At 64.5% G+C, this 19,024-nt stretch carries 14 protein-coding genes; 9 read left to right on the top strand and 5 right to left on the bottom strand.

Features of this window, described 5'->3' with window-relative positions; translation table 11 throughout:
- Positions 1-123: 123 nt before the first annotated feature.
- From AAFN84_RS10965 to AAFN84_RS10955, 3 genes are all read left to right on the top strand, one after another.
- Positions 124-1,029 (top strand): methylenetetrahydrofolate reductase, encoded by a 906-nt coding sequence (locus AAFN84_RS10965; protein WP_347514587.1) that lies wholly within the window; start codon positions 124-126, stop codon positions 1,027-1,029.
- A 106-nt stretch (positions 1,030-1,135) separates the two neighbouring features.
- The gene (locus tag AAFN84_RS10960; RefSeq protein ID WP_347514586.1) at positions 1,136-2,023 is read left to right on the top strand and encodes a DUF1932 domain-containing protein; all 888 of its coding nucleotides are present in this window, start codon (positions 1,136-1,138) and stop codon (positions 2,021-2,023) included.
- 35 nt (positions 2,024-2,058) lie between these two features.
- Positions 2,059-3,021 (top strand): catechol 2,3-dioxygenase, encoded by a 963-nt coding sequence (locus AAFN84_RS10955; protein WP_347514585.1) that lies wholly within the window; start codon positions 2,059-2,061, stop codon positions 3,019-3,021.
- 475 nt (positions 3,022-3,496) lie between these two features.
- Here the strand turns inward: AAFN84_RS10955 and AAFN84_RS10950 are convergent, their stop codons facing one another.
- Genes AAFN84_RS10950 through AAFN84_RS10940 form a run of 3 tightly spaced genes read right to left on the bottom strand, consistent with a single transcriptional unit; the run spans position 3,497 to position 7,759 of the window.
- Positions 3,497-4,876: an FAD-linked oxidase C-terminal domain-containing protein gene (locus AAFN84_RS10950; protein ID WP_347514584.1), complete on the bottom strand. Its 1,380-nt coding sequence runs from the start codon at positions 4,874-4,876 to the stop codon at positions 3,497-3,499.
- Positions 4,869-6,536 carry a thiamine pyrophosphate-requiring protein gene (locus tag AAFN84_RS10945; RefSeq protein ID WP_347514583.1) on the bottom strand — a complete coding sequence of 556 codons (1,668 nt, stop codon included), beginning with the start codon at positions 6,534-6,536 and terminating at the stop codon, positions 4,869-4,871. Before AAFN84_RS10945 ends, AAFN84_RS10950 begins: the two co-directional genes overlap by 8 nt.
- Positions 6,533-7,759 carry an alpha-hydroxy acid oxidase gene (locus AAFN84_RS10940; RefSeq protein ID WP_347514582.1) on the bottom strand — a complete coding sequence of 409 codons (1,227 nt, stop codon included), beginning with the start codon at positions 7,757-7,759 and terminating at the stop codon, positions 6,533-6,535. Before AAFN84_RS10940 ends, AAFN84_RS10945 begins: the two co-directional genes overlap by 4 nt.
- Positions 7,760-8,026: 267 nt before the next feature.
- Between AAFN84_RS10940 and AAFN84_RS10935 the strand changes: the two genes are divergently transcribed.
- From AAFN84_RS10935 to AAFN84_RS10920, 4 genes are all read left to right on the top strand, one after another.
- A complete protein-coding gene (locus AAFN84_RS10935; RefSeq protein WP_347514581.1) occupies positions 8,027-9,043 on the top strand; it encodes a TRAP transporter substrate-binding protein in 1,017 nt (338 codons plus the stop codon).
- Between the two features lie 60 nt (positions 9,044-9,103).
- Positions 9,104-10,120, top strand: a complete 1,017-nt coding sequence (locus AAFN84_RS10930) for a TRAP transporter substrate-binding protein (protein WP_347514580.1) — start codon at positions 9,104-9,106, stop codon at positions 10,118-10,120.
- 74 nt (positions 10,121-10,194) lie between these two features.
- Positions 10,195-10,695, top strand: coding sequence for a TRAP transporter small permease (locus AAFN84_RS10925; RefSeq protein ID WP_347514579.1), 501 nt, complete (start codon positions 10,195-10,197; stop codon positions 10,693-10,695).
- Positions 10,692-11,993: a TRAP transporter large permease gene (locus AAFN84_RS10920; RefSeq protein ID WP_347514578.1), complete on the top strand. Its 1,302-nt coding sequence runs from the start codon at positions 10,692-10,694 to the stop codon at positions 11,991-11,993. The genes AAFN84_RS10925 and AAFN84_RS10920 overlap by 4 nt, the downstream gene beginning before the upstream one ends.
- An 88-nt stretch (positions 11,994-12,081) precedes the next feature.
- Here the strand turns inward: AAFN84_RS10920 and mdlC are convergent, their stop codons facing one another.
- Entirely contained in the window at positions 12,082-15,210 is a 3,129-nt protein-coding gene (gene mdlC, locus AAFN84_RS10915; RefSeq protein ID WP_347514577.1) for a benzoylformate decarboxylase, read from the bottom strand.
- 110 nt (positions 15,211-15,320) lie between these two features.
- Here mdlC and AAFN84_RS10910 point away from each other — a divergent pair, with 110 nt between their 5' ends.
- A complete protein-coding gene (locus AAFN84_RS10910) occupies positions 15,321-16,247 on the top strand; it encodes a LysR family transcriptional regulator (RefSeq protein ID WP_347514576.1) in 927 nt (308 codons plus the stop codon).
- On the opposite strand, the gene AAFN84_RS10905 is transcribed toward AAFN84_RS10910, so the two are convergent.
- Positions 16,228-17,007, bottom strand: coding sequence for a crotonase/enoyl-CoA hydratase family protein (locus AAFN84_RS10905; protein ID WP_347514575.1), 780 nt, complete (start codon positions 17,005-17,007; stop codon positions 16,228-16,230). The genes AAFN84_RS10910 and AAFN84_RS10905 overlap by 20 nt on opposite strands.
- Before the next feature lie 109 nt (positions 17,008-17,116).
- Here AAFN84_RS10905 and AAFN84_RS10900 point away from each other — a divergent pair, with 109 nt between their 5' ends.
- Complete coding sequence (locus AAFN84_RS10900) at positions 17,117-18,928, top strand: feruloyl-CoA synthase (protein ID WP_347514574.1); 1,812 nt, start codon at positions 17,117-17,119, stop codon at positions 18,926-18,928.
- Positions 18,929-19,024: the final 96 nt, after the last annotated feature.

Below are 19,024 nucleotides of genomic sequence, written 5' to 3'. Positions count from 1 at the left end.
CAAATGCGCCGAATCTGCCGCAGAATGAGGGGAAGGCGTCGTTTTCCGCAGGGCGATGATTGCAAGCTTCCTGCATAATGTATACATTATGTCCACAACCAATCGGCAAAGGGAGGATTGGCCTTGCTGAACTTGCTCAAGGGGCGCACGGAAACCGTCGCCACCGACGATCGCCTGATCGCAGACTTTCTTTCCGGTTTCTCGATTGAAGTAATGCCGCGCACCGCCGCCAAGGTGGAGGATTTTCGCGCGCTCCTGCCGCAGGGCACGCGGGTCTACGTCGCGCACATCGAAGGCACGCCGATCGAGGAGATGGTGGCGACGGCCAAGCGGCTCCGCGACGAGGGTTTCGCGCCGATGCCGCATATTCCGGCGCGCATCATCAAGGATGCGGCCGAACTCGAGGAGTGGCTTGTTCGCTACACCCAGGAAGCGGGCGTCGACCAGGCACTGCTGCTGGCCGGTGGCGTCACCCAACCCTATGGCGCTTTCGACAGTTCCATGAAGATGATGGAGACCGGGCTGTTCCAGAAGCACGGCCTAAAGCGCCTGCATGTCGGAGGCCATCCTGAAGGCAACAAGGACATCGACGCCGACGGCTCATCGGCAATCGCCGACGCAGCACTTGCCTGGAAGCAGGCATTCGCGCAGGAGACCGGCGTAGAGATGGCCATCGTCACGCAGTTTGCATTCGCCGCCAAGCCGATCGTCGACTGGGCCGAGCGCTTGCGAAATGCAGGCATCTCTCTCCCGATCCATGTCGGCATCGCGGGGCCCGCAAAGCTGCAGACGCTCATCAAATACGCGATCAGTTGCGGCGTCGGTCCCTCGCTCAAGGTGCTGCAGAAACGCGCCATGGACCTGACCAAGCTGATGCTCCCCTACGAGCCCAACGACGTGGTCGCAGAGCTTGCCGCCTGGCAGGCAGAGCATCCGGAAGGCCTGATCAAGCAGGTCCACTTCTTCCCCCTCGGGGGCATCAAGACCAATGCCGAATGGGTCAATGGCAGGCTCGACGCGGTCAAGTAACTCCTTGTGCGCCGGTCGCGATTGCGGTGGCTGAAGGCAGGCGCTACGAAGCCCGTCTTATTGGCTGCAATCGCGCCGGCGGCTAAGAACCGGGGAGAGGCTCGCGATGAGGATTGCTTTCATTGGCTTCGGAGAGGCGGCGCGCGCTTTTGTCGCCTCGCTGCGTTCCACGCCGGATCTGACCTTCGCGGCCTATGACGTGCTGCTTGGTTCGGGGCGCGATTCCGAGGGTGCCTTACGCGATGCGGCGGGCGAGATGGGCGTCGCTCTCGCCGACAGCCCTGCTGCAGCCATCGAGAGCGCCGAGTGGATCATCTCGGCCGTCACCGCGACCGACAGCCTTGAGGCGGGGCGCTCCGTCGCAAGCTTTTTGACGACGGGACAGACCTTCATCGACATCAATTCGGTCTCGGCCGGCCGCAAGCGCGAGACGGCGCAAAGCGTCTGTGCGGGAGGCGCGGCCTATGTCGACATGGCCGTGATGGCGCCAGTGCATCCACGCGGGCACCGCGCACCGGTGCTGCTGGCAGGTCCGGATTGCGAGACGCTCGAGGCGCGGTTTTCCCGTCTCGGCTTCGCCTATTCGATCGTCGGCGACGAAATCGGCGCCGCCACCTCCATCAAGATGCTGCGCTCCCTGTTCGTCAAGGGCATGGAGGCGGTGACGGTGCAGACGCTTCTGGCGGCGAAGGCGGCAGGCCGCTTCGACGAGGTCTATGCCTCGCTGTCGGAATCCTTTCCGCAACTCGACTGGCCGAAATATCCGAAATATCAGATCGAACGCGTCTCGCGCCACGGTGTTCGCCGTGCAGCCGAAATGCGCGAGTCGGCTGCGACCCAGAAGGAACTGGGGTTCGACGCCGGTCACAAACTGGCCGATGCCATCGCAGACGTGCAGGAGCAGATCGGCCGCCTTGGTTTCGTGCCGGACACCGACGCAGACGTGGCGGATCAGTATTCCAGCCTGTTGGGAGCTTTTCGCAACAAGGCATGAAGTCGGGACCGCCGACACACAGGAGGAGCAACCAAATGAGCAACGAAGAACCCTGCTTTGACGTAGCCCATCTCGGCCATGTCGAATTGCTGACCGACAAGCCCGAGGAGAGCCTCGACTTCTTTGTCAATGTCTATGGCCTGACGGAGAGCGGACGCGAGGGAGACTCGGTGTACCTGCGCGCATGGGACGACTACGAATTCCATTCGCTCAAGCTCACGGCTTCAAACACCACCGGCATGGCACATTGCGCTTATCGGACATCGTCGGAGTCGGCACTCCAGCGCCGTGTCGCGGTGATCGAGAAGATGGGGCTGGGCATCGGCTGGACCGATGGCGACCTCGGCCATGGCCGCTCCTACCGGTTCAACAGCCCCGACGGCCACGTCTTCGAGCTCTATTGGGACACCAACAAATATGCAGCGCCGGAGGCCGAAAAGCCGTCCTTGAAGAATATCGCCCAGCGCTTCCATGGCAGGGGCGCGGCGCCCCGGCGCATCGACCATTTCAACCTCCTCGCCACGGACGTGTCCAAGATACGTGACTTCATGGTCGAGGCGCTTGGCAGCCGCGTCACCGAGATGATCCAGCTCGACAATGGCCGCATCGGCGGTTGCTGGTTCACGGTCAACAACAAGGGCTACGACATGGCCTGCACGGAGGATCACTCCGGCACGCGTGGCCGCTTCCATCATCTCACCTACGCGGCGGACCATCGCGACGACATCCTGCGCGCCGCCGACGTATTCCTGGAAAACGGCGTCTTCATCGAGACCGGGCCGCACAAGCATGCGATCCAGGGCACGTTCTTCCTCTATGTCTACGAGCCGGCCGGCAACCGCATCGAGATCGCAAACGCCGGTGCCCGCCTGATCCTCGACCCCGACTGGCAGCCGATCGTCTGGAACGAGGCCGAGCGTCGGAAGGGCCAGGCCTGGGGGCTCAAGACCATCGAGAGCTTCCACACCCACGGCACCCCGCCGGTCGCGAAGACGTAGCGAAAGGCTTGTAGTCCCTGCCGTCATCCCGGCCGACCGGAGCGAAGCGCAGGGAGAGCCGGAATCCATTGGCCTGAACATCGTCCAGCACGGCCCAGTCCTCGCGTTGACACCTGTCAGCTCCGTTTGCGTAAACCCGCGGCCCGGCCGAGCTTCTCAATGGTTCCCGGCTCTCCTTCCGCTTCGCTCCGGTCGGCCGGGATGACGGGGGTGGGTTTGTCCACCTCTGTCCGGGAATCTGTCGGCGGGGTTCTGCGAAGGCACACATGTGGTATCCGGCGTTAAGCACCCCCTCTCCGACCCGCTGCGCGGGCCACCTCTCCCCCTGCCCGGGGGTGAGGAAAAGCGTTGCCGCGATGCCGGCGCTTTTCCAGCTTGGGTTCCTCGCCCCCGGGCAGGGGGAGAGGTGGCCCGCGCAGCGGGTCGGAGAGGGGGTGCTGTGCACGGCCGAGCACAGCATTTTTGGTAGCCTATCCTACCCCTCCTGCCCCATCTTTCCCGGGTTCATGATGCCCTTGGGGTCGAGCGCCGCCTTGATCCGCTTCATCACATCGACCGCCTCGCCATGTTCGCGGCGGAGATATTTGAGCTTCGCGGTGCCGATGCCATGCTCGCCGCTGACCGTGCCGCCGCAGGCAAGCGCGCGCTCCACGATGCGTTCGGATAGCCGCTCGGCCTCGGCCAGCTCTGCAGGTTCGTGCGGGTCGATCAGATAGGCGGTGTGGTAGTTGCCATCTCCGACATGGCCGATGATCTGGCCGATCAGCGGCGAGGCGTCGATGTCCTCGCGGGCCGCGACGATGTTTTCGGCGAGTTTGGAGATCGGCACGCAGATGTCTCCGGTATGGAGCTCGCAGCCGGGACGCCGCGCCTTCGTCGCCCAGTAGAGGTCGTGGCGTGCCTGCCAGAGCTTGCCGCGCTCGTCCGCGTCGGTCGACCACTGGAAGCCGCTGCCGCCATGGCCGGCCGTAATCTCTTCGACTATGCGCGACTGCTCCGCCACCCAGGCCGGAGTGCCGTGGAACTCGAAGAACAGCGTCGGCGCCACAGGCAGCGTCAGGCCGGAATGGCTGTTGACGTTCTCGATCGCCACCTCGTCGAGAAATTCGACGCGCGCCACGGGTATGCCGTATTGCACCGTCTCGATCACTGCCTCGACCGCCCCGCGCACGCTAGCAAAAGAGCAGACCGCCGACGACACCGCCTCCGGCTGCGGATGGAGCCTCAGCGTCAGTTCGGTGATGATGCCGAGCGTGCCTTCCGCACCGACGAACAGATGCGTCAGGTCGTATCCTGTGGATGATTTCTTGGCCCGCGAGCCGGTGTGGATCGCCACCCCGTCCGGCGTGACGACACGCAGCGCCATGACATTTTCGCGCATCGTGCCGTAGCGAACCGCGGTCGTGCCGCTGCCGCGCGTCGACGCCATGCCGCCCAGCGACGCATCGGCGCCCGGATCGACGGAAAACATCAGCCCGGTCTCGCGCAGCTCGACATTGAGCTGCTTGCGGGTCACGCCCGGCTGGACGACTGCGATCGAGTCTTCTGGCACGATCGCGATGATGTGGTTCATCTCCCGCGTGTCGACCGAAATTCCGCCCTTGATCGGGATGGTATGGCCCTCCATCGACGAGCCGGCGCCGAACGGCACCACTGGCACGCCGTGTTCGGCGCAGGCGCGCACGATTGCCTGTACCTCAGCCTCGTCGCGCGGGAACGCGACGGCGTCCGGCATCGCGGGCGCGAGACGCGAGGTGTCGCGGCTGTGGTGCTCGCGAACCGCCTGCGAGGTCACCAGCCGGTCGCCCAGCAGCGGTTCGAGCATCGCGATCGCGCGCGAGGCAGCCTCAGACATAGTGCCCTCCCTTGGCATTCTTGGTCTTCGTCGGATGCTTTGACGAGTCAAGCTCCTGCGAGGTGATGAATTCGAGCAGTGCCGGCACCCCGTTGCGGGTCTGCTCGATGCCGCGCTTGATCGCCGGGATGATCTCCGACGGGTCTGTAATGCGTTCGCCGTAGCCGCCAAGCGCGCGGGCAAATGCGGCATAGTCGCCGGAAATGTCCGTCGAGCGGTATTTTTCCGTCGACACCCCCATGATGGGCAACTCCATCGCCATGGAGAAATTGTTGAGCAGGATCGACAGGATCGGGATGCGCTCGCGCACGGCGGTCTCGAAATCCATGCCGGTGAAGCCTATGGCCGCGTCGCCCCAGACATTGATGCACAGCTTGTCCGGGCAGGCGAGTTTCGCACCCATGGCGAGCCCGAGCCCGTAGCCGAGCTGCGTGGTCTTGCCCCATCCGATATAGCTCAAGGGCTCTGTCGAGACCCAGAACGGCGAGAGCTGGTCGCGCGGGCTGCCCGCGTCGTGCGTGATGATGGTGTTGGGAATGTCGACCGTCTTCTGGAGGTCCCACAGCACGCGATAGGGTGTCATCGGGTTCTGGTTGGAGGTCAGCTTCGGCATCCACTCGGAAAGCCAGGCTGCCCGCACACTGGCGATCTCGTCGGCGAAGAACGTCCACGGCCGCGCCGCGACCTTGCGGTGGTCGAGTTCGCCCAGCATCGCATCAAGGGTGAGGGCAGCGTCACCGACCATCGGCACGTCGCACTCATAGTCCTTGTTGATATGCGCGAAATCGAGCGTCGAGTGGATCACACGCTTGCCGACGGGCATCTCGACGCCGAACGCCGTTTCGGTAAATGAGCAACCGATGCCGAAGATGACGTCGGCATTGTCGAGAAAGTGGCGCACCGGGTAGGGAATGGCGTTGCCGCCGGAGCCCAGCGCCAGCGGGTGGTTCTCCGGAAACGCGCTCTTGCCTTCGAGGCTCGTGCATACGGGAATGGCGAGGCGTTCGGCCAGCGCCTTCAGTTGCGGCCATGCCTGCGCATAGTGGATGCCCTGGCCGGCATAGATCACCGGGCGCTTCGCGCCGACGAGCATGTCGACGGCGGCTCGCACTGCCGCCGGTTCCGGTCCGGTACGGGTAACGGCCACCGGGCGATAGTTGATCGGCTCCGGCACCTCCTCGTCCCAGATGTCGTTCGGGATTTCGATAACGACCGGCCCGCCACGCCCATTGCGCAATTGCGTAAAGGCGCGCCGGAAGACATTTGGAAGGTCGGAGGGCACGTTCAGTGGCTCGACCATCTTGGAGATGGATCGCATCGACACTGTCGCGTTGTAGTTCGGATCGATATGGGCGATCCGACGCGGGTAGCCGCCGGGCAGGACGAGGATCGGGACCGACTCCGCATAGGCTTGCGCAACTGCGCCATAAGCGTTCTCCGTGCCCGGTCCGAGCTGCATCGCGAACGCGCCGATCTTCTTGCCGGAACTGAGACGGGACATGGCGTCCGCCATGTGGATGCCGGTGCGTTCCTGGCGCACGATGATCGTGCGGATGTCGGCGATGGCGGCGTGCTCCAGCACGTGGTTCACCGGATAGCCTATGAGCGTGTCGATGCCCTCGCGCTTCATGATCTCCGCGATCGCGTCGCCAACCTTCATGTCTCTTCCTCCGCTGATACTCTGAACAAGTCCTGCTTCCATGCGCCGGGGTGGCGTGCGCTGAGCGTTCGCGCCTGGTCAAGCGACACGATGCCGGCCTGCGCCATGGCCACGCGCAGTTCGTCGGTCATCGTAGCGGCGACATGGCGAGCCCCGTCGCCGCCCAATGCCGCCAGCCCCAGCATGAAGGCGCGGCCGGCGAGAACGGCGTCGGCACCGCAGGCCAGCGCCTTGAGAATGTCGGTGCCGGACATGATCCCGCCATCGACGAGCACTTCCAGCCGATCGCCGACCGTGGCGCGAATGGCGGGCAGCACGTTGATGGGTGCGGGAGCCGCGTCGAATTGGCGGCCGCCATGGTTCGAAACCACAATGCCGTCGAGGCCGAGGCTGGCCGCGCGTTCCGCGTCTGCGGGATGCAGGATGCCCTTGACCATCAGCGGCTTTTTCCAGCGCTCCCGGATGCGGGCGATCACGTCCCATGTGATGCCGCTGCCGGCGCGGCCCTGCTGCACGAACCTGTCGAGCTCGTTCTTTCCCGCGCCTTCGCGGCAGTAGGGCTTCATGTTGTGCACCACCGGCAGGCCGTCGCGGGCCAGTGCCGCGAGCCAGGTGGGCCGGGCCAGCATCGTCGCGATCTTGCCCGGCGTGACCCGGAACTGCGGCAGCAACCCGTTGCGCATGTCGCGGGCCCGCCGCGCCGGCACCGGGATGTCGAGCGTGACGGCGAGCGCGTGCACGCCCGCGCGTTCCGCACGGCTGATGAGGTCGAAAGTCACGGCATGGTCGTCGGCGGGAAAGCCATAGAGCTGGAACCATGCCTGTCCGGGTGCGATTGCGGCGATATCTTCGATCGCGGCGGCCGCCATGGTGGATGGCATGTAGGCAATGTCGAGGTCTTGTGCCGTCTGCGCGAGATAACGTGTCGCGCCGGGCCAGACCGCGCCGTCCATGCCGATTGGTGCGATGACGAGCGGCGCGGCATGGCGCCGTCCCAGCAGGCGAACCGATACCTCCACCGACGAGACGTCGATGCCGAAACGCGGGACAATCTCGATCCCGTCCAACGCAGCCCTGTTGCGGGCCAGGCACAGCTCTTCGCCCGTTCCCCCTTCGAGGAAATCAAACGCGAATCCAGGCACGCGTCGTCGCGCCCGCGGGACCAGATCGGTCACCGTCGGATACCGCATGCGCCAGCGCGCCAGGCGGCCATCCCTGTCCATCAACGCCTGTCTCCTCCCTCGCAGCCGGCACCTCACGCCCGCTAAGGGGCTTATAGTATGTATACAAACAGGCGTCCATCAACGATTCGCCCTGCGCCACGCTCCCCCGAGCCTGACCTGCGGTATCGCAGCTCCGATTTTGTGGCGCGCGCATGGCTTGTCCGATATCGGCTTGTTTTGCGGCTTTAACTATGATGTTAATTGAAGGGTGAGGTGAAAGTCGGCCGGGAGGAATTGGCTGGCGGTGCACCTCGAAAGGGAGGAAAGATGTATACACGAACGCTTGCAGCGTTGGCGTTGTCCGTTGGCCTCGTGCAGGCTAGCGCGGCTGCCGATGTCGAACTCACGCTTTCACACTGGGTGCCGGGCACGCATCCGCTTCAGACGCTGGGCATGGAGCCCTGGGCGCAGTCGATCAGCGACGCCACAGACGGGCGCGTGAAGATCACGATCTATCCGGCCTCGCAGCTCGGCGCAGCCGGCGACCACTACGACATGGCCCGCGACGGCATCGTCGACATCAGCTTCATCAATCCGGGCTACCAGCCGGGACGCTTCCCGATCATGGCGGCGGCGGAGCTGCCGTTCCTGTTTGCCAACGCCAAAGGCGGCGTGCGCGGCCTGACCGAGTGGTACAAGCAGTATGCCGACGAGGAAATGGGCGACACCTATTTCTGCATGGCGATCTCGCACGATCCGGGCACCATCCATTCGAAGACGCCGATCCTGGTGCCTAAGGACGTCGAGGGCAAGGCGGTACGTCCCGCCAACGCGACCGAGGGGCGCTTCGTCAGCCTGCTCGGCGGAACGTCGGTCCAGGTTCCTGTCGGCGAGATGCGCGAAGTGCTGGCACGGGGCACGGCGGACATGACGCAGTCGCCCTGGGAATCGCTCTACATCTTCGGTGCGGCGGACGTGGTGACCCATCACCTCGACATGCCGTTCTATGCCTCGATCAACGTCTTCACCTTCAACAAGGCGAAGCTGGAGGGCATGGAAGCGCAGGACAGGCAAGTCATCGAAGACCACTGCACGCCGGAATGGGCGGAGACGATGTCGAGCGGCTGGGCCGATGCCGAGTCGGCCGGACGCGACAAGATCGCGGCCGACTCCGCACACACGTTGCACAAGCCTAATGCCGAACAGCTCCAGCTCTGGAAGGACGCAGCGGCGCCGCTGACGGAGGAGTGGCGTGCGGCGGTCTCGGCGAAGGGGCACGATGCCGATGCCATTTATGACAGCCTCATCGAGCACCTGAAGAAATACGATTCCTTTGCAGGCTGATATGCGCCGGCGCCGGCGGTTAGCGCCGGCGCCGTATCGTCAAAAACGGAGGAGCAGACGATGAAATTCAAGACCCTACTGGCGACGGTCGGTGTGGTGGCGCTGACGGCCACCGCGCAGTCCGCCGAGGTGGAACTCTCGCTTTCGCATTGGGTGGGTGCCCAGCATCCGCTGCAGCCCGGCGGCATGGAGCCCTGGGTGGAATCGATCAAGGAGGCCTCGGAAGGCCGTATCGAGATCACCATCTTCCCGGCGTCCCAGCTCGGCGCCGCGCAGGATCATTATGACATGGCGCGTGACGGCATCGTCGATATCGCCTTCGTCAATCCCGGCTACCAGCCAGGCCGCTTCCCGATCGTCGCGGCAGGCGAAATCCCCTTCACCATCTCCAATGCAAAGGCCGGGTCCAGGGCCTACGACGAATGGTACCGGCAATATGCGGGACAGGAGATGGGCGACGTCTATTTCTGCATGGTGCATCTGCATGATCCGGGTACGCTGCACGGCACCAGCGGCCCAATCCAGGTTCCATCGGATCTGAACGGCAAGAACGTTCGTCCGGCCCACGGAACGATGGCGCGGCTGGTCAACGCGCTCGGCGCAAGTTCCGTCTTCGCCGGTGCGGCGGAAATGCGCGAGCTTCTGGCTCGTGGCGCCGCCGACATCACGGCATCGCCCTGGGGATCGATCTACACCTTCGGCGCCGAGGATCTTGCCAAGCATCACCTCGACATGCCGTTCTACGTCACCACCTTCGCGCACGTCTTCAACAAGGCGGTCGTCGACGGCATGTCCGAGGAAAACCGCAAGGTGATCGACGATCACTGCACCCCGGAATGGGCCGAGAAGATGGCGACCAAATGGGCCGATGGCGAAGCCGCCGGGCGCCAGCGGATGATCGATGACGGTCACACGCTCTACAAGCCGACGCCGGAGGAAGTGGAACTCTGGATCGAGGCAACCGCTCCGCTGCGCGACGAATGGAAGGCCGCCGCCACGAAGGCCGGCATCGACGCGGAAGCGGGCTGGGCAAGCCTCGAGGAGACCCTCGAAAAATATGATTCGAAGGTCGAGTAGAACACCGACACGACGACTCTCGTCGGCGGGCGCGCAAGCGCCCGCCATTTCCTTCATCAAGACTGAGGCAGACCATGCTTCGCACCATTGAACGCTTCTGCGAGCTGGTGGAACTGGTTGCCGGCATATTGCTGGGCGCGGTGATGATGCTCATCGTCGCGTCCACGGCCGGCCGCTACCTTTTCGCCTGGACCATCCCTGATTCCTTCGACATGTCGCGCCTGCTTATCGGCGCCTGCATCATGTGGGGCCTCGCGTCGATCGGCTATCGCGGCGGGCACATCGCCGTCGACCTGGTCTACGAGATGGCGGGAGGGCGAATGCGGCGTCTCATCGATCTCTTTGCCTGGGCCGTGCTGCTTGGCTTCACGGTCATGTTGACCTGGATGCTCTGGTATCGCGTCACCGGTGCCTACACCAGCAACGAGTCCACCTTCGACCTCCGCCTGCCGGTATGGCCGCTGATCGCTCTCATCTGGGTCGGTTGCGCGGTCAGCGTCATCACGGTGGGGCTGTCGATCCTCCGCGCGCCACGGGAAAATGACGATCCGGATTTCGGAGGGAGCGGCCAATGACATATGCGGACTGGATTGCAGTCCTTGGCTTTGTCGCCATGTTCGGGCTCATGGCACTGCGCGTGCCCATCGGCATCGCCATGGGCGTGGTGGGCGTTTTCGGCTTCGGCGCCATACGGGGCATGACGCCGGCCTTTAACCTGCTCACCACCTCCCCGGTGCGCACGGTGACCGACTACAACCTCAGCCTGGTCCCATTCTTCGTGCTCATGGGTGTCTTCGCCACCAATTCGGGCATTTCGCGGGAACTCTTCCGCGCCGGCAACGCGTGGCTAGGCCAGTTCCGCGGCGGGCTGTCGCTCTCCACGGTGGCCGCCTGCGCGGGCTTCGCCTCGATTTGCGGAAGCTCGGTCGCCACCGCCGCCACCATGACGCGGATCGCGCTTCCCGAGATGCGCAAGGTCGGCTACCACGACGCCACCTCCACCGGCGTCATCGCGGCGGGCGGAACGCTCGGCATCCTCATCCCCCCATCCGTGGTGATGGTCGTCTACGCTTACCTGACCGAGACCGATGTCGGGCGGCTGTTCATCGCCGGCATCATTCCAGGCATTCTGGCGACCCTGATGTACATGGCGACCGTGGTTATCGCCCATCGCAAGGGCCTGCCTGCGGGCAAGAAGTTCGACATGCGCGAGGCGCTGCTCTCGCTCATTCCGATCTGGGCCGTCGTCGTACTTTTCGTCGCCATTGTCGGCGCGATCTATCTCGGCATCGCGACCCCGACGGAGGCAGCGGCGGTCGGCGCGTTTCTCACCATGCTCATCGGCATCGCGCGTCGGCGGCTCAACGCGCAAACCATCCTGCTCAGCCTGGTGGAGGCGTTGCGCACCTCGGTTGCGATCTTCACCGTGCTGATCGGTGCCGTGCTGTTCGGCTACTTCCTGGCCATCACCCAGGCGCCGCAGAAACTGACGATGTTCATGATCGGCATGGATCTCGGTGCCTATGGCACGCTGGTGCTGATCCTGATCATGTTCTTCATCGCCGGTGCGCTGATGGACGAGATGGCGATGATCATCCTGTTCGTGCCGATTATCTTCCCGGTGATCATCCACCTCGGCTTCGATCCGATCTGGTTCGGCATCATCCTGGTCACGTCCTGCCAGCTCGGCATGATATGTCCACCGGTGGGGATCAATGTGTTCGTCATCAATTCGATCGCCAAGGACGTCAAGCTGACGACGATCTATGGCGGCGTCATGCCGTTCATCGTCGCCGACGTCATCCGCATGGCGCTGATGGTGATCTTCCCGGCGATCATCCTCTGGCTGCCGATGACGATGCGCGCGCAATAGCGGCAGCCCAGAACACAAAAAACCAAAGGGCCGCCGGATCGATCTGATCCGGCGGCCCTTTTTTCATCGGTGTGTAATTGCTTCAGCCTCAGGCGAAGTGGATCGTTTTGGTCTCGACGTAGTTCTCGAGGCCCTCAGGACCACCTTCGCGTCCCATGCCAGACTCCTTGAAGCCGCCGAAGGGCTGCTTGGGATCGACGATCATGCCGTTGACGGTGACGTTGCCGGCACGCATGCGGCGCGCCATCGCATAGCCGCGCTCGGGATCGGCGGAATACACGGAAGCGTTCAACCCGTAGACCGAATTGTTTGCCTTCGCCGCCGCCTCGTTCTCGTCGCGATAGGTCAGGACCGACACCACCGGTCCGAAAATCTCCTCCTGGACGATCTTCATGTCGGCGGTGACGCCGGTGAACACCGTGGGTTCTACGTAGAAGCCCTTGTCGAAGCCTTTCGGTCTGCCGCCGCCACATGCGACGGTCGCACCAGCCGCGCGGCCGGCGGCGATGTAGCCTTCGACGCGCGCGCGCTGCCGCTCCATGGTGAGCGGTCCCATCTGGGTCGACGGGTCGAACGGATCGCCGACCTTGATCTTCGAGACCGCGCCCAGATACATGTCGAGGAATTCCTTCTCGCGGCTCTCGGGCACGAGGATGCGCGTCAGCGAGAAACACACCTGGCCGGTGATCGGCATGGTGTAGACCATCAGGCTGGGCAGCGCCGCGGCAAAGTCGGCATCCTCGAGCAGGAGTGCAGCGGACTTGCCGCCCAGTTCGAGGCTGACGCGTGCTAGCCGTTCCGAGCACACCGATGCGATATGCTTGCCGGCCGCCGTCGACCCGGTGAAAGCGACCTTGTCGATGCCCTTGTGGCGGATGAGGTGGTCGCCGCCGTCGCGGCCGGACGGCACCAGGTTGAACACGCCAGCAGGAAGCCCGGCCTCCTCGATTGCCTCGGCCAGTATGTAGGCCTCGAGCGGCGTTTCAGGCGACGGCTTGGCCACCATGGTGCATCCGGCGGCAAGTCCGGCGGCGATCTTGTAGGACAACAGCACCATGGGCGCGTTCCACGGCGTGATCGCGGCGCAGACGCCGACCGGCTCCTTCACCACCTTGACCTTGCCGCCATCGTCGCGACGCCGCTCGTCGACGAACGCGTAGGTCTCGATGAGATCGGCATAGTAGTTGAACAGCGTCGGGTTCTGGCCGACCAGCTTCTTGGTCAGCATGATCGGTGCGCCGACCTGCGTGGTCCATGCCGTTGCGATCTCGTCCAGGCGGCGGGTCAGGATGTCGGCGACCTTGCGCAGGTAGCGCGCCCGTTCCGATGGCGCCATGCGCGGCCATGGGCCATTGTCGAAGGCGTCGCGTGCGGCGGCGACCGCCCGGTCCATGTCGGCCGGGCCTGCTTCTGGATACGAAAACAGTTCTTCTTCCGTCGATGGCGACACGACCTTGAGCATCGACTTCGAAATCGGCTCTACCCAGCGGCCGCCGATGAAGAAGCGTTCCGGTGTCGAAACTGCGGACGAACCGGAACCGACGTTTCTGGCTGCGACGTTCATTGTGGTTTCCTCCTCTTTCGGGACTGCCTGCGCGATGGCGGGAGCCCGGCCGTTGATCATGACTTCCAGCAGTCGCGGACCCTTGTGGGCCAGCATTTCTCGCAGATGGCCGGCAAGGTCGCCGCCTGCTGAACAGCGCGCGGCCTGCACCCCTTGCGCCTTCGCCATGGCGACGAAATCGACATGGCCGATATCGACGCCGTCGACTTTCGCGCTGCCGGACTGGTCCGCGATGCCCTTCAGCACCGAATAGCCGCCATTGTTGAGCACGATGACCAGCAGGTCGACGTCGTATTCGGCAGCCGACCAAAGCGACTGGATCGAATAGAGGCTCGATCCGTCGCCCATGATGGCGATCACCGTCTCATGCGGCTTCGTCAGCGCCACGCCGACGGCTGCCGGCAACCCATAGCCGAGGCCGCCGCTGGCGGTGGTGTAGAACCCGCCTTCACGCTCGATAGGCAGGAAATCGTGCATCGGGCCGCGCGCGCTCGGCGCTTCCTCGACGATGATGCTGTTAGGCGAGCGCACGTCCGCCAGTGTCTGCATGAAGAATTCCTGCGAGATCGCGGCGGGCTGCGGCAAACGCGGGATGCGCCGCGCCGGGCCTATCTGGCGCGAAGGGCGCTGGCTGACGCGCGCCGCGAGGCCTTCCGCCGCGAGACGGATGTTCGACAGCATCGCCGAACCCGTCGCCGCGCCTGCCGTCTGCCTTGGGTCGTCGCTGATAAGGCACAGCTCCGCGCCCTGCGGCACGTGCCCGCCTGAACCGGGGAAATGATAGGTGAAGACCGGCGCGCCGAGCACCAGAACGAAGTCGGTATCGCCAAGCGACTGCGACAGCGCCGGCTGGTGGGCAGGCAGGAAGCCGGCAAAAAGCGGATGCCGTTCCGGGAAGCTGCAGCGGGCCGACATCGGGCTCGCCCATACACGCGCCTGAAGCGTTTCGGCAAGGCGGATGGTCGCGTCCCAGCCGCCATCGATGTCGACGCCGGCGCCGACGACCATGACGGGCGCACGGGCGCGGTTGAGTTTTTCCCCGAGCCGGTCGAGCGCGTCCGGGTTAGGGCCGATGACGGTGTCCACCTCGCGTTCGACGAGAGGCGGGCAGGGCTGCTCCCAGTCGCTGAGCGGAACCGATACGACGACCGGACCCATTGGCGGCTGGATCGCCACGTAATAGGCGCGCGCGATCGCCGCCGGCACGTCTTCAGGCCGCGCGGGTTCGATCGCCCATTTCACGTAGGGCTTCGGAAACTCCGTCGGACCCTCGTTGAACAGGAACGGATCGTGCATCAGGAGATCGCGCGTCTGCTGGCCGGTGGTGACGATCAGCGGTGCGCGGTTGCGGAACGCCGTGTAGAGGTTGCCGAGCGAATGGCCGAGGCCGGCGGCGGAATGCAGATTGACGAAGGCCGGCCGCCGCGTGACCTGTGCATGGGCATCGGCCATCGCCACGACCAGCGACTCCTGAAGCCCGAGAACGTAGGAGAAGTCCGACGGCAGGTTGACGAACATCGGCAGTTCGGTCGATCCGGGATTGCCGAAGACACGCGTCATGTCCTTGGCGCGCAGGAAGTCGAAGACGACCTCCGCGACGGTGCGGTCGTGCAATGCGGAGTTGGCCAGGAAGTCCCGGCTGAACTTGTTCATGAATTCCTCCCTGCGCGGATGCGATCGGCCGATCATGCCCGCAACTCAGTGTGACACAGCCAACCTCGTCGTGGAATTGAACAAATTATCGAAAGCCATTACGAATAGGCATGACTTTGGATGTGCGATCCGCCTCGATCCTGCTGGAATGCGTCCGCCGAGGCAGCCTCGGCCGGGCCGCCGCGGCGCTCAACATGACGCAGCCGGCAATCACGAGGACGCTGAAGACACTGGAGGAAAGTTATGGGGTGCCGCTCTTCGAGCGCACCACCCGTGGCGTTCTGCCGACGGTCTATGGCGAAGCCTTGCTCCCCTACGCCAAGCTGATCGTCTCGGAAGCCGGCAATGCCGGCGACATGATCAACCAGATGCGCGGCGCCAGCCGGGGGGTGGTGCGGGTCGGTGGCGTGTCGAGCGTGATGTCCACCGTCATCGTCGCCGCCATCACCGCGACACGACGCCATCATCCTGACGTGCAGTTCCAGGTGATCGAGGAGTTGGAAGACCGGCTGCTGGACGCGCTGAAGAGCGGCGAGATCGACATCGCCATTTCACCGGAACCCTACGCCGATGACGAGATCACGCTTGCAACGCAGGACACGCTCCACGACGTGGTCCATGCCTATGCACGTCCCGCCCACCCGCTTGCCGGCAAGGCCTCGGTGTCGCTGGAGGATCTTGCTGCCCGCGACTGGGCGCTGCCACCGCCGGGAACGCCCATCGTGCGCGAATGGCTGCGGCGCTTCCACGCCATCGCGGTCGAGCCCCGTCTCCCATGCATCGTCTCGCGTTCGGTGGGCGTGATAAAGGCCGCTTCCATGGCGGAGGACGTGTTGTGCTGGATGCCGCGGCCGCTCGTCGCGGCGGAAGAGGGGGCGGGCGCGCTGGTCGCCATCCACGCACCCCAGATGGAATGGTCGCGCGCTTTCCGGATCTACCGTCGACGCAAGGGGGTGATGACGCCGTCGGCGGCGATCCTCGTGCAGGCGATCCGCGATCTCGCGCATCAGAGCCGGATTACGCCTTCTCGCCCTTGACCTCGATGCGGGCGGTGCGCTTTTCCAAGAATGCCTTGAGGCGCTCGCGGGCTTCCGGGGTCGTCTGCGTCAGCGCGGCGATCATCGATTCGAAGAACAGCCCCTCATCCTGGCCGCTGTCGTGGATGCGCTGCAGGCCGTTGATGATGGCGTAGTTGGAAAGCGGCGCGTTTTCCGCCGCCTTGCGCGCCAACTCCATCGCCTTGGCCACTGCGCCGCCGGGGTCGGTCAGGTAGGTCACCACGCCGGCGCGCTCGGCTTCGCTTGCGTCGAGCACGCGCCCGGTGAGCATCAGGTCCGTCATGCGCGCCACGCCCATCAGCCGCGAGACGTTCACCGATCCGCCGCCGCCGACGAAGATGCCGCGCTGGCCCTCCGGCAGGGCGAAGAACGCCGTCGTATCTGCCACTCGCACATGCGTGACCGAAGCGAGTTCGAGCCCGCCGCCGATCACTCCGCCATGCAGCGCCGCAAACCATGGGATGCGGCCGCCGCGAATCCGCTGGAACACGCGATGCCAGCTTCGCGAGCCTTCGATCGTCTCCACCGCCGACTTTGCGGAATGCTCGGCGAGATCGAGCCCGGCGCAGAAGTGTGCGCCATCGCCGCACAGCACGGCCGCGCGTGCTTCCGCATCAGCGCGCTCGACCGCAACGGAAAGATCAGCCACCATCGCATCCGACATCGCATTGCGCTTGTCCGCGCGTGCCAGAGTGAGCAGGGCGACACCCTCCTCGATGCTATACTCGACCAGTGCCATTGCCTTCCTCCGGGATGAACGTGAATATCGCGCATCGCGCTCTTGTGTTCCTCAAGATTGTTATGCAACATAAGTATTGTGGATCGCAAGCGAGCATCCGGGAGGAGTGATGCCTACAAGCAGTGAGCAGCGTCGCATGGCGTCGCCTTCGGGCGATTTTCTCGTGCCGACGCCGCATGTCGAGCACGCCGCCGACGGCACCATCTATGTCACGGAGCGCTATCCGCTGCCATCCTATCCGGTGCGCGTAACGGAACCGTTCGATCGCTTTGCCGCCGAGGTTCCCGACAGGGTCTTCATGGCCGACCGCAAGGCCGGCGGCGACGGCTGGCGCACCATCAGCTATGGCGAGATGCACGACCACATGCGCCGTGCCGCACAGTTCCTGCTCGATCAGGACCTGTCTGCCGAGTGCCCGCTGGTGATACTCTCCGGCAACGACATCGAGCATGCGACGCTGGCCTTGGCGGCGATGCATGTCGGCATCCCCTATGCGGCCGTTTCGACGGCCTACTCGCTGTCCGGCGGCGACTATGGCCGGCTCAAGGACGTTCTCGGCACGGTGACGCCCGGCTTGATCTACGCGGCCGATGCCACGGTGTTCGGTCCGGCGGCGAACGCCGCCGCGCCCGGCGTGCCGCTGATCGCTGACGCGGCCGCCGGTGGGGCGGAACGGACCTTCGCCGATATCCTGGCGACGTCGCCGACGCAGGCCGTAGACAGGGCCGCGGCCGCCGTAACCGGCGACACGATCGCCAAGTTCCTGTTCACCTCGGGGTCTACCGGGACCCCGAAGGCGGTGATCAACACCCATCGCATGCTGTGTTCCAACCAGGTGATGACCCGCGAATCCTTTGCCTTCATGAAGGAAGAACCGCCGGTCTTTCTCGACTGGGCACCGTGGAACCATACCGCCAGCGGCAACAAGGTGTTCCTGATGAACATCTTCAATGGCGGAACCTATTACATCGACGATGGACGGCCGACCAAGGCCGACATCGGCAAGAGCATCCGCAACCTCAAGGAAGTCTCGCCGACCTGGTACTTCAACGTACCGACCGGCTACGATGCGCTGATCCCGCATCTCAAGGCCGACGCCGAGCTGAGAAAGACGTTCTTCAAGAACCTGAAGATGTTCTGGTACGCCGGCGCATCGCTGGCGCAGCATAGCTGGGACGCGCTGAAGGAACTGGCGATCGAGACGACGGGCCGCGAGATCGTCATCGGTACCGGGCTGGGCGCGACGGAAACGGCGCCGGCGGCATTGTTCTGCACCTGGCCGCAGGACGCGGCCGGCAATGTCGGCCTGCCCATCCCCGGCGTCACGCTGAAGCTGGTGCCGTTCGAGGGCAAATACGATGCGCGTCTCAAGGGCGACAACATCACGCCCGGCTACTGGCGGCAGCCGGAACTTTCGGCGGCGGCTTTCGACGAGGAAGGCTTCTACAGGCTGGGCGACGCGCTTCTGCCCATGGACCCGGACGACCTGACCAAGGGCTTCCGTTTCGATGGTCGGACGGCGGAAAATTTCAAGCTCGACACCGGCACCTGGGTTGCCACCGGCGCGCTGCGCATGGCCGTCATCGAACATTTCGGTGACCTCATCCGCGATGTCGCGATCACCGGAGCCGACCGGCCCTATCTCGGCGCGCTGATCTTCCCGCGGGAGCCAGAGAAGGCCGCCGACCCGACCTATATCGAATCCCTGCGTGAGAAGCTCGCTTCGTTCGCCGCAGCCGCGTCGGGATCGTCGACGCGCATCAAGCGTCTGCTCGTCGTCGAGGAGCCGCCGTCGATGAATGCCGGCGAACTCACCGACAAGGGGTCGCTCAACCAGCGCGCCGTGCTGCGCAACCGAGCCCCCCTGGTCGAGGAGCTCTATGCCGGTTCGGGGCGCGTCGTGGCGCTGGACGGCAGGTAGTCGCGGCCGCACGCAGTCCGTTTGCGACACCGTCTGTCTACAGACACCGTCATCGCGCCGTCATGCAGAGTCATCGACATGTCATGCAATGCTGGT

The organism is Mesorhizobium sp. CAU 1741 (assembly GCF_039839275.1).
In the GTDB taxonomy this organism is placed as follows: domain Bacteria; phylum Pseudomonadota; class Alphaproteobacteria; order Rhizobiales; family Rhizobiaceae; genus Aerobium.
This window is presented reverse-complemented; position numbering and strand designations above follow the sequence as displayed.